Raw genomic sequence first — 14952 nt, 5'->3', positions numbered from 1 at the left:
GACGAGCTTTTTTACGTAGAAAAGAAGGTTGCTCACAAATATTGTGGCAACCTTCTTTTTATTGTTCTTGTGTCTCTTTTTCTTTTTCTCGTTCAGCAGCCATTTCAGCAGCAATTACGTCGATTTCTTTTTTCAGTTCTTCTACCATTGTTTCTTCTGGTACTTTACGAACGACTTGCCCTTTACGGAATAATAATCCCTCTCCACGTGCACCGGCAATACCGATATCAGCTTCACGAGCTTCACCAGGGCCATTTACAGCGCAACCAAGTACTGCAACTTTAATTGGTACTTGAAGTGTAGAGATGTATTCTTCCACTTCGTTAGCGATGCTAATTAAATCAATTTCAATACGACCACAAGTTGGACAAGAGATAAGTGTTGCTGCGTTAGACGCAAGACCGAATGATTTTAATAGTTCACGAGCAACTTTTACTTCTTCAACTGGATCAGCACTTAATGAAATACGTAGTGTATTTCCGATGCCTTTATTTAAGATTGCTCCAAGACCAGCAGCACTTTTTACAGTTCCGGCAAACAATGTTCCAGATTCTGTAATACCTAAATGTAATGGATAATCAAAAGCACGAGCAGCTTTCTCGTATGCTTCAATTGCTAAGTTAACATCAGAGGCTTTCATAGATACGATAATATCGTGGAAATCTAGGTCCTCTAAAATTTTAATATGATGTAGCGCGCTCTCAACCATACCATCTGCAGTTGGGTACCCATACTTTTCTAAAATATGACGCTCTAATGAACCAGCGTTTACACCAATACGGATTGGAATACCGCGCTCTTTTGCTGCATTTACAACAGCTTCTACTTTATGGCGACGACCAATGTTACCTGGATTGATACGTACTTTATCAATGCCGCCTTCAATTGCTTTTAAAGCAAGGCGATAATCAAAATGAATATCAGCAACAAGTGGAATGTTGATTTGTTTTTTTATATCAGCAATAGCATCTGCTGCGCGTTCATCTGGAACGGCAACGCGGACGACTTGACAGCCGGCTTCTTCTAAACGCTTAATTTCAGCAACTGTTGCTTCAACATCATGTGTTTTTGTTGTTGTCATACTTTGTATAATTAATTCATTATTACCGCCGATTGTTAAATTACCGACTTTAACTGGACGTGTTTTTGTACGATGAGTCATTTCATTCACGAATAGATCGCTCTCCTTATAAAAGAAGTTTCTTATTTAGTCCCTCATATCAATGATAGTATACGTGATATAGGGCTATAGAAACCGAAGTACTCGGTTTCACTTTTACTATTGTATCAGCGCCTTTATGTAATTGACAAGGATTAAGTGATAGCTTATCGATATAAGGGGAATTTATAAGACTTTCCAATTTGTATTTTTGTAGCAGATGTACTTTTGTTTAATTGTTTAAAGTCGTCAATGACTTTTTCTATGGAAGGAATTTTTTTCTTGTTAATTTGTTCTGTAATAGAAAGAACTGTCTCACCAGTTTTTACTTCAATTGTTTTATAAGATACATCCGTTTCTTTTTCTGTTTTGTTCTCTTTATTTTGTTGACTGTCTGTGTTTTCTTTTTTAATCGTTTGAGCAGCAGTTGTTTTTTTATATGAACTTAACATCGGTAAAGTACCGATTTTTATATCGTAATAAAATATATAACCGAGAACAAGCACGAATAGGAATATACCTAATCTCTTCATATTCTTCACTCCTTTGCTAGGAATATATGCTTGTCCAAAAAAAAAATGCCTATTTAGGCATTTTTTTTTCGTTCTTATTTTTCTTTCGGTTTTGGAACTTCTTTAATCGTTAAGTACAGAACAATTAAAACAACTGCGATATAGATGAATGTTGATCCAGGTACGACAATCTTACATGCATCCATAATCATAAAGAAGATTGTTGGGATTGTGTAGCTGTATGCAGTTAGTGTCCAAACTTGTTTATAGGATAGTTTACGTTGACCGCTCATAGCAGAACCGATGAACGCAAGTAAAGTCACACCTACAAAAGTGATGAATAATTGGAATAGGTACACTAAGAATCCAATAACAAATAATAAAATTGGATAAATATTATCGAATAAAGAAATAAATTCTTGTAGATCTTTTTTCTCAAGAGATGCACCTAACAAATCGTTATAAGAATACGTTTGTATTTGACCATTTCCCATAGAGACTACTTTATCTTTTAAAACAAATAAACCTGTTTTATTTTGATATTTTTCTAGGTCTGTTGAATTTGGATCAAATACGAAAAGTGCATTTCCTTCTTCTTTTTCAATAGGTTGATCAATATCGGCTTTTAGTTCGCCATTTTCAATTTTAAAATCAGGTAAATCTTTATCGATGACTTGATTTACCATGCTTACACCATCTTGGATAAAACTACCGTACAAAAAAGTTCTTGGAATAGTAGTAATTAAGCAAAGTAGCATAATATACAAAATGGTTTTACCGATTTTTTGAAAACGGAATAGCGCCATATCTTTAGGCGAGTATATGCTTTTTACGAATTGGGTAAATATGGACATAGATTCACTTCCTTTATGTATGTATAAAATCATTGTAACGTAGTAATCTAGAGAATCTCAAGATATATTATATTTACATATAGTGGAGATAACTAAATTTCTTTTATTAACTTTCTTCTTTTAAATAAGAAAAATACAATTGACACTTTTCTTTTCTATATGGTAAATTTATCTTACATTTCTTAAAGAGCATATCCGATAGGAATTCCTTTATTTGATATATTGTTACATACATAATTGTGGACCCTTAGCTCAGCTGGTTAGAGCAGACGGCTCATAACCGTCCGGTCGTAGGTTCGAGTCCTACAGGGTCCATATCCATTTCACATGTTTATTATGTTAGCAGGAAGCTTCCTTGTAGAAGGAAGCTTTTTTTACGGAATATATGAGCATTTTAATTGAAAAGAAGTGGGAATTTTGCTACTTTAATGATAGCAAGACAATGTGATTTATTTGTTTGCACCCTATGGCAATTAGGGTAGAATGAAGTTGTATGTCACTTAAGTGGCAATACATAAACTGGGAGGAATATAACAATGGCAAAACACGAATTACCAAATTTACCTTATGCGTATGATGCTTTAGAGCCTCACTTTGACAAAGAAACAATGAACATCCATCATACAAAACATCACAACACGTACATTACAAACTTAAACGCTGCTTTAGAAGGTCATGCAGAATTAGCTGACAAAAGCGTAGAAGAATTAGTTGCAAACTTAAACGAAGTACCAGAAGGAATCCGTACAGCAGTACGTAACAATGGTGGCGGACATGCTAACCATACATTCTTCTGGACAATCCTATCTCCAAATGGCGGAGGACAACCTGTAGGTGAACTTGCAACTGCAATTGAAGCAAAATTCGGTAGCTTCGATGCATTCAAAGAAGAATTCGCAAAAGCTGGCGCAACTCGCTTCGGTTCTGGTTGGGCTTGGTTAGTAGTAAACAATGGTGAGTTAGAAGTAACAAGCACTCCAAACCAAGATTCTCCTTTAACTGAAGGTAAAACGCCAGTTATCGGTTTAGATGTTTGGGAGCATGCTTACTACTTAAACTACCAAAACCGTCGTCCAGACTACATCGGTGCATTCTGGAACGTTGTAGATTGGAACGCTGCTGAAAAACGTTACCAAGAAGCAAAATAATTGTAATAAATATAGAAAAAGCTAGGGGAGAGCCCCTAGCTTTTTTCTATGCTTTCCTTTTACATAATTGGGCTTGTCTTTGGAAGACTAGAACATGAAGTAAAGGAGAGTTGTGTATGAAATGGAAACATATAATTGGTGACGTTGAAGTGAATCGGGATTTAGTGTTATTGCTCCTTATAGGAGGTTTATACACGCTCGCAATTTCTTTATCGAATACGTTTGTAAATATTTATTTATGGAAACAAACACAAAATTATGTGAATCTTGGCTTGTATAATTTAGCAAGCGTGGTATTACAGCCTCTCACATTTCTTGTAGGGGGGAAATTAGCGAAACGTATCGATCGCTCGATTTTATTACGAATAGGGGTAGGAACGCTCGCAATTTTTTTTATCGTTGTCTTAGTAGCAGGAAAAAGTGCTTCTCAGTATATTTTATTAATGGGGGCTCTTTTAGGAGTAGGATACGGTTTTTACTGGTTGGCTTTTAACTTATTGACATTTGAAATTACAGAACCAGAAACAAGAGATTTCTTTAATGGGTTTCTTGGACTTCTTACATCCTTCTCTGGGATGATCGGACCAATAGCAGCAGGATACACAATTTCACGTATGGAGAAATGGAGTGGTTATACTGTTATATTCTTTCTTTCATTAGTTCTATTTGCAATTGCTATCGTCTTAAGCTTCTTTTTATCTAAAAGAGAATGTGAAGGGCGTTATGAAATCGTGCAAGTATTGAAAGAACGACGGATTGATAAAAATTGGGGAAAGATTACACGAGCTCATTTTTTCCAAGGATTGAGAGAAGGAACGTTTATTTTTGTCATTTCAGTATATGTTTATTTAGCAACTAATAGTGAGTTCGCATTAGGGAAATACAGTTTAGTGAACTCTGCTGTATCCTTTGTATGTTATTACTTAGTTGCTCGTATGTTAAAGAAAGAGTGGCGAAAAAAAGCAATTTTACTTGGAGGCATTATTTTATATGCTGTCGTCTTTTTAGTTATTTTCAATGTTACATACACGAAATTACTTATTTATGCAGCATGTATTGCGATTGCATACCCTATTTTACTTGTTCCGTACGGATCAATGACATATGACGTAATTGGTAGAGCAAAAAATGCGAGAGAATGGCGTGTGGAATATGTCGTTGTTCGGGAGTTATGGTTAAACGCCGGAAGAATCTGTTCCATTTTAAGTTTTTTATGTGCTGTACTATTCTTTCCACCTGAAAAAAGTTTACCTTACTTATTATGTATTTTAGGTGCTGGACATTTTCTTATTTATTTTGCAGTTAAAAATGTCAAATATGATGAGGGAAATGCGAGTAAAACAAGTGTTGTAACGCAAGGGAACGCGCAAAACCAAACTGAACCAGAAGGTTAACTTCTCGTTTGTTTTATGCTAGAATAGAAAAAGATGTAAGACAGCAGTGAGGACACCTGTATGAAGGTGTCCCTTTCACATTACATAGCTGTTGGTAGAGGGGGTTTGTATGAGCAAGAAGCAGAAGCAAAATAAGAAAAAGACCCACGTTCCTTTTCGATTAAACGTGTTGTTTTTCTGCGTGTTTTTAATGTTCTCCGCGGTTATTGTAAGGCTCGGATATGTACAAATTGTTCGCGGTGAAGAATATAAGAATGAAGTGGAGAAGAAAGAAAACTCAACGATAAGTAATCCTGTACCGCGTGGGAAAATATTTGACCGTTATGGGCGACCTGTAGTAGATAATGCAGCCATTCGTACTATTACATTTACAAAAATGAAAGGATCAACTGCAGAGGATCGCTTAGAAACAGCGAAAAAGCTAGCAGATTTGATTGAAGTACCGACAGATAAATTAACAGATCGCGATAAAAAAGATTATTGGCTTGCTATGCATAAAGAGGAAGCTAAAGAAAAAATTACGAATAAAGATCGTCAAGAGTTTAAAGATAAAAAAATTGATGATAAAGAATTAGACGAGCGTCAGCGAAGTCGTGTGACAGAAGAAGAGATTAATCAATTATCCGCCAAAGATCTAGAAATACTAGCGATTAAGAGTAAGATGGACGGCGGATATGCAATGACACCTCAAGTTATTAAAAAGGATGCTACAGAAAAGGAATATTCGATTATTAGTGAAAACCTAGCAGCATTACCAGGTGTAGATACGAATGTTGATTGGGAGCGAAAATATACGTACGATGATTTATTCCGAAGTGTACTTGGTGGGGTGTCGACATCTGATGAAGGCTTACCGAGAGAAAGACTAGATTACTATCTTGTTCGTGATTACAATCGAAATGACCGAGTAGGAAAAAGTTATCTTGAACAACAGTATGAAGATAGCCTGCATGGTACGAAAGCAGAAGTTAGAAATGTTACAGATAAAAACGGTAATATTTTAGAAACGATTAATGTATCAAAAGGACAAAGTGGTAATGACCTGAACTTAACAATTGATATGGAATTACAAAAGCGCGTGGAAGATATTCTTGCGAAGAATTTAATGAGGTTTAAAGGAAGTGAACCTCTTTTAGATCGCGCATTTGTTGTAATGATGAACCCAAAAAATGGTGAAGTTTTATCTATGGCGGGGAAACAATTAGTTAACGAAGATGGTCAAACGAAAGTAAATGACTTTGCATTAGGTACCATGACAAGTTCTTATCCGATGGGGTCAACTGTAAAAGGTGCAACAGTACTTACTGGATATCAAACTGGTGCGATTCAACCAGGGGCAGTACAATTGGATGAACCAATTAAATTAAAAGGTACACCTACGAAGTCGTCTTGGAAAACGATGGGATACATTAATGACCTTACAGCTTTAAAAATGTCTTCTAACGTTTATATGTTTAAAACAGCGATGAATATCGCCGGTGTTCCATATGTGAGAGGTGGTACGTTAGATATACCTCAAAAAGCATTTGATACGATGCGTTATTATTTCGGACAGTTTGGACTTGGTGTAAAAACAGGAATTGATTTACCGAATGAATCTGCTGGTCAGATGGGTAAGAGTAGTCAACCAGGTTTCTTACTAGATTTATCAATTGGACAGTATGATACGTATACACCGCTTCAATTAGCGCAATATATTTCGACGATTGCCAATGGTGGATATCGTATGCAACCACAAGTTGTAAAAGAAATTCGTCAACCGGCAGTGAAACCAGATGAAGTTGGGAAAGTTGTTCAATCTATGGAACCGAAAGTATTAAATCGTATTGATATGCCAGAATCGCAAATTAAACGTGTTCAAGAAGGATTTAGACAAGTGTATAATGATTCAGGTGGTACAGCTACAAAGTACTTTACAGGTGCAAAATATAAAGCTGCTGGGAAAACTGGTACAGCTCAAACTGTGTATGGTGGAGATAAAGAGATTGGTAGAAATGCAAAAGGTGAACGTGTGGAAACATATAACTTAACATTAGTAGGTTATGCGCCACTTGAAGATCCAGAAGTAGCATTCTCTGTTGTCGTTCCATGGGTACATGATGATAAGACTGGTATTAATGGATATATTGGTCGTGAAATTATGGACGCTTACTTTGATTTGAAAAACAAAGAAGTAAATGGTGAAGCTCCAAAAGATGATAAAGACAATAAAAACAAAGATCAAGATGATGAATAAAAAAGTTGTAAAAAAGCACACTATATGAAAAGATAGTGTGCTTTTTTTTATGGTTTATGCATATCGTGTAATAAATGTGGACAAGTATACAACATTTAAAAAACGCGGCCCTATAAATGATACTTGTATATGGTGGGATAGGGGATAAATATTTTATAGGGAAATCATCAGAGGAAATGAATAGCTACTACTGAATTAAAATTGTATCGTATGTTGATTTTTGTGGAACTTTACAAAACTTTTACAAACAATTAAAACCGAATTAATAGTTTAGCAGTATTCTTATATCTGTAATCCTGTTATTTTCGGTTACTTCTAGGAGGAAGAACACGTGAAATGGATGCGTACACCGATTAAGATTTTCGTATTATCAATATGGTTCCTCTGTTTTGAAATGTCTACTGCATTTGCTTTAAATGATAAGGGAGAAGTGAGAGTTGATGGATCCTCAACGGTTTTTCCTATTATAGAAGCAGTAGCGGAGGAATATACAAAGGTGCATCCAGACGTGAAAATTTCCATCAGTATTTCTGGAACTGGGGGAGGATTTAATCGTTTCAGTAAAGGAGAAGTAGATATAAATAATGCTTCGAGAGTAATGAAACAAGTCGAGAAAAATGAAATGAAGAAAAACTCTATTCAGTTCACACCTTTTGAGGTTGCTAACGACGGTCTTACGATTGTTGTGAATCGCCATAATACATGGGTAGACGATATGTCAGTAGACGAGTTACGACTACTTTGGAGTGAAGATGGAAGAGAGAAGCGATGGTCACAAATTCATTCAACATGGCCACGTGAACAAGTGAAGTTTTATGCACCAGGCGTAGACTCTGGTACGTATGATTATTTTCAAAATGTCATCTTACAAAATCATCGCATTGTAAAAAAAGTCTCTTTGTCTGAAGATGATCAAGTTATTATGCAAGGGGTAATGAATGATAAACATGCCATTGCTTTTGTAGGATATGCTTATTATATGGCTAATCGAGATAAGGTGAAAGCAATAAAAGTAAATGGTGTATTTCCGACGAAAGAGACCATTCAATCAGGTAAGTATAAGCCGTTATCTAGGCCGCTACTTGCTTATGTGAATAATGCATCTATCCGAAATAAAATGAATGTAGCAAACTATGTTGAGTTTATGATTCAGCATGTCGGTAACCTCGCTGAAGAGGTCGGGTATGTAAAATTACGAAAAGAAAAATACAATGAACAGCTGCGTATGTTAACAGAAATAAAAAGGTAATGTCAGGGTGGAAAGGGGTTTTCATCTTTGGCTCATAATGACAAAAGTCAAATTACATTTTCTGTACAACATTTGATTGAAAGAAATACAAAACAAAGAAAAAAAACGCAGCGAATCAATCGAATAGTGCCTTTATTACTAAAAATAATTGCTAGCGTTTCTATTGTGACGACACTTGGAATTGTTTTTACGCTCTCTAATGAAACAATCATGTTTTTTCAAAAAATATCATTATACTCCTTTTTGACGGAGAAAGAATGGTTACCATTTTTTGAAGACCCTAAATTCGGTATATTACCACTCATATGTGGAACGTTCCTTATAACTGCAATTGCTATGTTTGTAGCAATTCCTATCGGTTTAGCGTGTGCCGTATTTTTAAGCGAATATGCTTCAAATAGTGCACGGAAAATATTAAAGCCGATGTTAGAGCTATTAGCAGGTATCCCGACAATTGTATATGGTTTTTTTGCATTAACAATTGTTACGCCGCTTTTACAAAGGCTTATACCAGATTTGCAGTTTTTTAATGCGATTAGTCCAGGAATCGTTATCGGATTTATGATGATGCCTACAGTTGCATCTCTATCTGAAGACGCGATGAGAGCTGTGGCGAAAGGGACGAAAGAAGCTTCATTAGCACTCGGAGCGACGCGGTTTGAAATGGTAAAACAAGTGGTGTTTCCGTCCGCTTTTACAGGGATTATGGCAGCAATTATATTAGCGGCTTCTCGTGCAATTGGTGAAACGATGATTGTTGTAATTGCAGCAGGATCCACACCGAATGTATCGCTTGATCCGACACATTCTATTCAAACGTTAACAGCCTATATTGTGCAAGTAAGTTTAGGTGATGCTCCGCATGGAACGATTACGTATTACAGCATGTATGCTGTAGGTGCAACGTTATTTTTGTTTACCTTTATTATGAACATCATTTCGCAGTCTATTATGCGCCGTTTTAGGAGGATGACATAATATGCGAATGTTGAATCATAAAAAAATACAAAAAAACATGGCATCACGCTTTTTAAAAGATCGAATTTACAAATTGTTATTTTATATAGCAATTTTATTTTCAATGGTAATTTTGTTTTTGTTACTGTTTCAAATTGTTGAAAAAGGTATAAGTTATCTTTCAATAAATTTCTTTACAAATTTCGCTTCACGTAATCCGAAAGAAGCTGGTATTGCTGCAGCTTTGTCAGGGACAATATTATTTATGAGTATTGTTATACCTGTTTCTTTTATATTTGGAGTTGGAACAGCACTTTATTTAGAGCAATATGCGAAGGAATCTCTATTTAAAAAAATAATAGAGATTAATAATCAAACGTTAGCAGGAGTACCATCCGTTGTATTTGGATTGCTTGGTTTAACTATTTTTGTATATGCTCTTCATTTAGGAGAGAGTATAGTTGCAGCAGCACTGACGATGAGTCTACTCGTTTTACCAACAGTTGTTGTGGCGAGTCAAGAAGCAATTCGATCAGTACCAAGTGTATTATTAGAGGGTTCTTACGGATTAGGTGCTACGAAGTGGCAAACGATGTATCAAATTGTATTGCCATATGCTTTCCCAGGGATTATAACGGGCTGTACGTTAGCGATATCAAGAGCAATTGGAGAAGCTGCACCACTATTAGTTATTGGGGCACTTGCGTTTGCAAATTATGTTCCATTTAGTATGTTTGATAGATTTACAGTTCTACCAATTCAAATTTTTAATTGGATGAGTAGGCCACAAGAAGAATTTCAGTATGTAGCAGCAGCTGGGATGATTGTTTTGTTAGGTTTGTTGCTATTTATTAATATATTTGTTTTATGGTTACGAAATCGAAAATAAGTTGGAAGTGGATGAAAGGGGAATTCAAATGGTAGCAACAGTAGTAAATGTACAGGTGAAAAACGAAGAGAAAATCGAGACTGCGCCAAAGAAGGTAGTATTTGATACGAAAAACTTAAATTTATGGTATGGGGAAGACCATGCTTTAAAAGATATTAATTTAAGTATTCATGAGAATGAAGTTACAGCCATTATCGGTCCAAGTGGCTGTGGTAAATCAACTTACTTAAAAACATTAAATCGCATGGTAGAATTAGTACCGATTGTTCGAACTACAGGTGTAATTGAATATAGAGAACGCAATATATTTGATAAATCATATCCAGTTGAAGAATTAAGAACGCATGTAGGAATGGTGTTCCAAAAGCCAAATCCATTTCCAAAATCTATTTATGAGAATGTAGCATACGGTCCAAAAATCCATGGTATTCGTGACAAAAAGACATTAGATGAAATTGTTGAAAAAAGTTTACGTGGAGCAGCGATTTGGGATGAGTTAAAAGATCGTTTGCACGATAATGCATACGGTTTATCTGGTGGACAGCAACAGCGTCTATGCATCGCACGCTGCTTAGCTATTGAGCCAGACGTTATTTTAATGGATGAGCCAACATCGGCATTAGACCCAATTTCAACATTAAAAGTAGAAGAATTAATTCAAGAGCTAAAGAAAGATTTTAGTATTGTTATCGTAACGCATAATATGCAACAAGCAGCGCGTATTTCAGACAAAACAGCTTTCTTCTTAAGCGGGGAAGTTGTGGAGTATACAGATACAAACAAATTATTTACGACTCCTTCAGATAAGCGTACAGAAGATTATATTACAGGTCGCTTTGGTTGATATCGTTTCAAAGCTAAGAGCAAATGCCCTCTTAACAGAGGGCATTTCTTATTTTATCTTACTGTTAATAGAGAACTAATACTTCTCCTTATCTTAAGGTTTATTACAAGCGCAAGAGGCTATGTAGGAGATTTACCCCGCTATTTGCGGGCAGTAAGACCCCCACCTTAAAATTTAGCGAAAGCAAAGAAGTTAGGGAGGGGATCTTGCTGCCTATCAAATCCCGATTGATGAGGGTTGATTAAAGTTTCACTTTTATATAATGGCACATAATATTGAGGGGGAAGAAAAATGGTAAGAGAACAGTTTCAAGGTGATTTAAAAGCGTTACAGCAAAAGGTGATCGAGCTTGGAGAATTAGCAAATGCGGCTTTATTGATGGCTATGGAAGGTCTGCATACAAGGGATGTAGAGAAAGCGTTAGAGGTCATTGATGGTGATTACCGCATGGATAATTTAGAAGAGGAAATAAACGATCTTGCGCTTATGCTCATTACGAAGCAGCAACCTGTAGCAAGTGACTTAAGAAGGATTTTTATTTCAATTAAAACAGCGACAGATTTAGAGCGTATTGCAGATCATGCTGTTAATATTGCAAAGGCTACAATTCGTCTTGGGGAAAAAGAAGTGGCTGTTAGTTTGCACAACCTGGATGAAATGTTTGCGGTTGCAAATGAGATGTTGCATTTAGCGTTAGAAGCATATGAACAAGAAAATTTAACTTTTGCGAAACAAATTGCTGAAATGGATGATTCCGTTGATGAAATATATGGAAAAGCAATTCGTGAGTTTATATCGTCGGTTCCGGAACAACCAGAAGCAATTACGCAAATTACACAATTATCATTTGTCGCGAGATATATTGAGCGTGTAGCAGATCATATTACAAATATTGCTGAAAATGTCTTTTATTTAGTAAAAGGAAAGCATTATTTATTGAATGAGTAGGAATAAAAGCAGGTGATGAGAAATCACCTGCTTTTTTTAGTCAAAACATGACAAAAAAAGCTCGTTGTTTCCTTTAGTTTATGATGATAAGATGTATCATAATGTAATGGAAAAATTAGTATATATGTTTGTCGTTAATAAGTATTATTTACCAATTTATAGTAAGCGCTTTCTTGTTGTTTGAAACATACGTTTTTATAGGTGAGAAATTTAATTATATGGTCTTCTAAATGAGGATTTGTTTAACTAATCAAGTTTATGCTGCTAGTTCATGTGGGATAGGGAATATACATATGGTATATGGAGTTACTGAACATTATATAAGTGGAGGCTGAAGTATATGAAGGGGGTTATTTTAGCTGGAGGAAAAGGAAGACGCCTTAGACCATTAACATGTAATACTCCAAAGCCGATGTTACCATTATTAGAAAAACCAGTTTTAGAATATAATATTGAGTTATTACGTCAGCATGGTATTCGTGAAATTGCAATTACTGTTCAATATATGAGTACGACCATTAAGCAATATTTTGGTGACGGTAGTAAATGGGGAGTTAACTTGTATTATTTTGAAGACTCTCCTCCGCTTGGCACAGCAGGGAGTATTAAACAAGCAGAACAATTTTTAGATGAAACATTTGTTGTGATAAGCGGGGATGCATTAACTGACTTTCAATTATCAGAAGGAATTAGGTTTCATGAACAAAAGAAAAGAATGGTAACAATGTTTGTGAAAGAAGTAGAAAATCCACTCTCATTTGGATTGGTTGTAATGAATAAAAACCAGGAGGTTACACGATATATAGAAAAGCCGGGCTGGAATGAGGTAGTATCTAATGTTGTGAATACAGGCATATATATTATGGAGCCAGAAATCTTTTCTTACATACCGCCTAGGCAATTTTTTGATTTCAGTCATGATGTGTTTCCGTTATTGGCAAACAAAAATTTGTTATTCGCATATTTGTCAGAAGGTTATTGGTTAGATATCGGCACATTTAATCAATATCGACAAGCACAATTTGATTTGTTAACGAAAAAGTTACAAGTACCTATTCCTTATACAGAAGTATTACCTATGGTATGGATGGGGGAAGGGGTGACGATTGGTAAAGGGACGAAAATTCATGGCCCCTCTTTTATTGGAGAAGGAGCAAAGATTGGTACAGGAGCTGTAATTGAGCCATATTCTATTATTGGGAAAAATAGTATCGTTTCAAGTTATTCTCATCTTCAAAAAAGTATTGTTTTTGCGAATGCCCACATTGGGAAGTATTGTGAACTATTAGAAACGACAATAGGAGAGCGTACAATAGTTGAAGATGATGTTACACTGTTTCAAAAAAGTGTTGTAGCGGATCACTGTCATATCGGGAGAAGTACGGTAATTAAGCAAAAAGGAAAACTATGGCCTTATAAGGCGATTGATAGTCATTCGATAGTAGGAGCGGCTGGTATTCAAGAGAGTGAAATGAGTGCAGGGTGGTTACAAAAAAGCCGCATTGTAGGAAGAGGGAATGTTGAAATTACTCCCCAGTTTATCGTGAAGATTGCGATGGCGTATGGTTCTCTTTTTGAAAAAGGAGAAAGTATATTAATTGGAAGTCAAGAAAATATAGAAACAACCTCTTATAAAAATTTATTTTTACATGCTATTCATGGTATAGGGATTCATACGATGGAATGTAAAGAAATGAACGAGTCACTTTTTCAATATAGTGTTCATCATTTGCAATGTGCAGGTGGTGTTTTCATTCAAGTGGAGAATGAGAATGAGATTGTTATAAAGTTATACGGTCAAGCTGGCATGCCGTTAACGTATAAGCAGCAAAAAGAGATAGAACAAATATATATGTCCGAATTGTTTTATTACGTGCAGGAGAAAGAAATGGGGCGTAATAAGCTCGTTCATGTTTCTATGAATGAGTATATAGAAGTTATATTGGAGCATATTGATATCGAGAAAATACAGATGCAGAAGTTTCATCTTCTTATTAATAAGAGAAATGATACGTTGCAACATTTACTTATGCTCTTTCTGCAAAGACTTGGTTGTACAGTTACATGGATTTATGCAAGCGAACAAAAAGATCATGTGAAAGCTTTGATGAAATCAAGTAAAGCGAATATGGCTCTTATGTTTTCGGAGAAAGGAAATCATTTCGAGTTATACGATAAACATAGTAATATTTACCAAGGTACAGATTTTGAAGAGGTAGATATTCCAGATTTCTTGCTCGAATCGACAGGAAATATTTACCCAATGTCTTTGAAGTTAGGAGAATGTTATCTTCTATTTTATACGCAGGATGAAAGAAAATCGTTTCAAGTGAGGTGGAAGCGAGATATTTTATATCGGATTGGAAAATTATTCGAGCTAATAGCATTGCAAGGAAAAACGTTTCTCAGCATAGTAGAGCAATCACCTCCGCTCTATTTACTTTATGATGAAGTGGTATGTTCATGGAATGAAAAAGGGGAAATTATGAGGAAATTATTGGATGATATAGAAAGGAAGGGAGAAGGGATATTTGAAGGAGTGCAGTTCAAATATACTGAAAAAGAGTGGTCTTATATCGTTTCTGACATAAAACAACCAAAATTTTTGGTGTATTCACATGCTAGAAACCCAGTAATAGCAAGGGAAAATATGAAAAATCTTATAGAAAAAATTAGACAATATCAAAAGGTGTAGAATTTTTATTTTAAAAGTGGTATTATAGTATAGTCTGATTTAAGTTATTAGTACTGGAGGGAAATAA

At 35.5% G+C, this 14952-nt stretch carries 12 protein-coding genes and 1 tRNA gene; 10 read left to right on the top strand and 3 right to left on the bottom strand.

Features of this window, described 5'->3' with window-relative positions; genetic code table 11:
* Nucleotides 1-58 precede the first annotated feature (58 nt).
* The 3 genes from ispG to yqgB form a co-directional block, all read right to left on the bottom strand.
* Entirely contained in the window at nt 59-1162 is a 1104-nt protein-coding gene (ispG, locus tag DN407_RS21195) for a flavodoxin-dependent (E)-4-hydroxy-3-methylbut-2-enyl-diphosphate synthase (protein ID WP_153577907.1), read from the bottom strand.
* A 164-nt stretch (nt 1163-1326) separates the two neighbouring features.
* Complete coding sequence (gene yqfZ / locus DN407_RS21190; protein ID WP_000825417.1) at nt 1327-1692, bottom strand: protein YqfZ; 366 nt, start codon at nt 1690-1692, stop codon at nt 1327-1329.
* Nucleotides 1693-1766: 74 nt separating this feature from the next.
* Nucleotides 1767-2525, bottom strand: coding sequence for a protein YqgB (gene yqgB / locus DN407_RS21185; RefSeq protein ID WP_000021899.1), 759 nt, complete (start codon nt 2523-2525; stop codon nt 1767-1769).
* A 241-nt stretch (nt 2526-2766) separates the two neighbouring features.
* Between yqgB and DN407_RS21180 the strand changes: the two genes are divergently transcribed.
* From DN407_RS21180 to DN407_RS21135, 10 genes are all read left to right on the top strand, one after another.
* A tRNA-Ile gene (locus DN407_RS21180) sits at nt 2767-2840 on the top strand.
* A 221-nt stretch (nt 2841-3061) separates the two neighbouring features.
* A complete protein-coding gene (gene sodA, locus DN407_RS21175) occupies nt 3062-3673 on the top strand; it encodes a superoxide dismutase [Mn] (RefSeq protein ID WP_001052035.1) in 612 nt (203 codons plus the stop codon).
* 116 nt (nt 3674-3789) lie between these two features.
* Nucleotides 3790-5067, top strand: coding sequence for an MFS transporter (locus DN407_RS21170; RefSeq protein ID WP_000871383.1), 1278 nt, complete (start codon nt 3790-3792; stop codon nt 5065-5067).
* 109 nt (nt 5068-5176) lie between these two features.
* Nucleotides 5177-7303 carry a peptidoglycan D,D-transpeptidase FtsI family protein gene (locus DN407_RS21165; protein ID WP_000038982.1) on the top strand — a complete coding sequence of 709 codons (2127 nt, stop codon included), beginning with the start codon at nt 5177-5179 and terminating at the stop codon, nt 7301-7303.
* A 331-nt stretch (nt 7304-7634) separates the two neighbouring features.
* On the top strand, nt 7635-8552 hold the full coding sequence (locus DN407_RS21160) for a PstS family phosphate ABC transporter substrate-binding protein (protein ID WP_000871817.1): 918 nt from the start codon (nt 7635-7637) through the stop codon (nt 8550-8552).
* A gap of 27 nt (nt 8553-8579) precedes the next feature.
* Entirely contained in the window at nt 8580-9530 is a 951-nt protein-coding gene (gene pstC, locus DN407_RS21155) for a phosphate ABC transporter permease subunit PstC (protein WP_000940912.1), read from the top strand.
* A gap of 1 nt (nt 9531) precedes the next feature.
* Nucleotides 9532-10398, top strand: coding sequence for a phosphate ABC transporter permease PstA (gene pstA, locus DN407_RS21150; protein ID WP_001242564.1), 867 nt, complete (start codon nt 9532-9534; stop codon nt 10396-10398).
* Nucleotides 10399-10426: 28 nt separating this feature from the next.
* Nucleotides 10427-11242: a phosphate ABC transporter ATP-binding protein gene (pstB, locus tag DN407_RS21145; RefSeq protein WP_000226681.1), complete on the top strand. Its 816-nt coding sequence runs from the start codon at nt 10427-10429 to the stop codon at nt 11240-11242.
* 291 nt (nt 11243-11533) lie between these two features.
* Entirely contained in the window at nt 11534-12190 is a 657-nt protein-coding gene (phoU, locus tag DN407_RS21140) for a phosphate signaling complex protein PhoU (RefSeq protein ID WP_000251243.1), read from the top strand.
* A 340-nt stretch (nt 12191-12530) separates the two neighbouring features.
* A complete protein-coding gene (locus DN407_RS21135) occupies nt 12531-14885 on the top strand; it encodes a sugar phosphate nucleotidyltransferase (protein ID WP_000679343.1) in 2355 nt (784 codons plus the stop codon).
* The last annotated feature ends 67 nt before the right edge of the window (nt 14886-14952 follow it).

The organism is Bacillus sp. JAS24-2, assembly GCF_008274905.1.
GTDB classification, from domain to species: domain Bacteria; phylum Bacillota; class Bacilli; order Bacillales; family Bacillaceae_G; genus Bacillus_A; species Bacillus_A cereus.
The sequence above is the reverse complement of the archived record's forward strand: the minus strand, read 5'-3'. Positions and strand labels throughout refer to the sequence as shown.

Excerpts from the sequence above, each read along its gene's own strand:
- ispG (WP_153577907.1), bottom strand. The coding sequence starts at position 1,162 with ATGACTCATCGTACAAAAACACGTCCAGTTAAAGTCGGTAATTTAACA.
- yqfZ (WP_000825417.1), bottom strand. The coding sequence starts at position 1,692 with ATGAAGAGATTAGGTATATTCCTATTCGTGCTTGTTCTCGGTTATATA.
- yqgB (WP_000021899.1), bottom strand. The coding sequence starts at position 2,525 with ATGTCCATATTTACCCAATTCGTAAAAAGCATATACTCGCCTAAAGAT.
- sodA (WP_001052035.1), top strand. The coding sequence starts at position 3,062 with ATGGCAAAACACGAATTACCAAATTTACCTTATGCGTATGATGCTTTA.
- DN407_RS21170 (WP_000871383.1), top strand. The coding sequence starts at position 3,790 with ATGAAATGGAAACATATAATTGGTGACGTTGAAGTGAATCGGGATTTA.
- DN407_RS21165 (WP_000038982.1), top strand. The coding sequence starts at position 5,177 with ATGAGCAAGAAGCAGAAGCAAAATAAGAAAAAGACCCACGTTCCTTTT.
- pstA (WP_001242564.1), top strand. The coding sequence starts at position 9,532 with ATGCGAATGTTGAATCATAAAAAAATACAAAAAAACATGGCATCACGC.
- pstB (WP_000226681.1), top strand. The coding sequence starts at position 10,427 with ATGGTAGCAACAGTAGTAAATGTACAGGTGAAAAACGAAGAGAAAATC.
- phoU (WP_000251243.1), top strand. The coding sequence starts at position 11,534 with ATGGTAAGAGAACAGTTTCAAGGTGATTTAAAAGCGTTACAGCAAAAG.
- DN407_RS21135 (WP_000679343.1), top strand. The coding sequence starts at position 12,531 with ATGAAGGGGGTTATTTTAGCTGGAGGAAAAGGAAGACGCCTTAGACCA.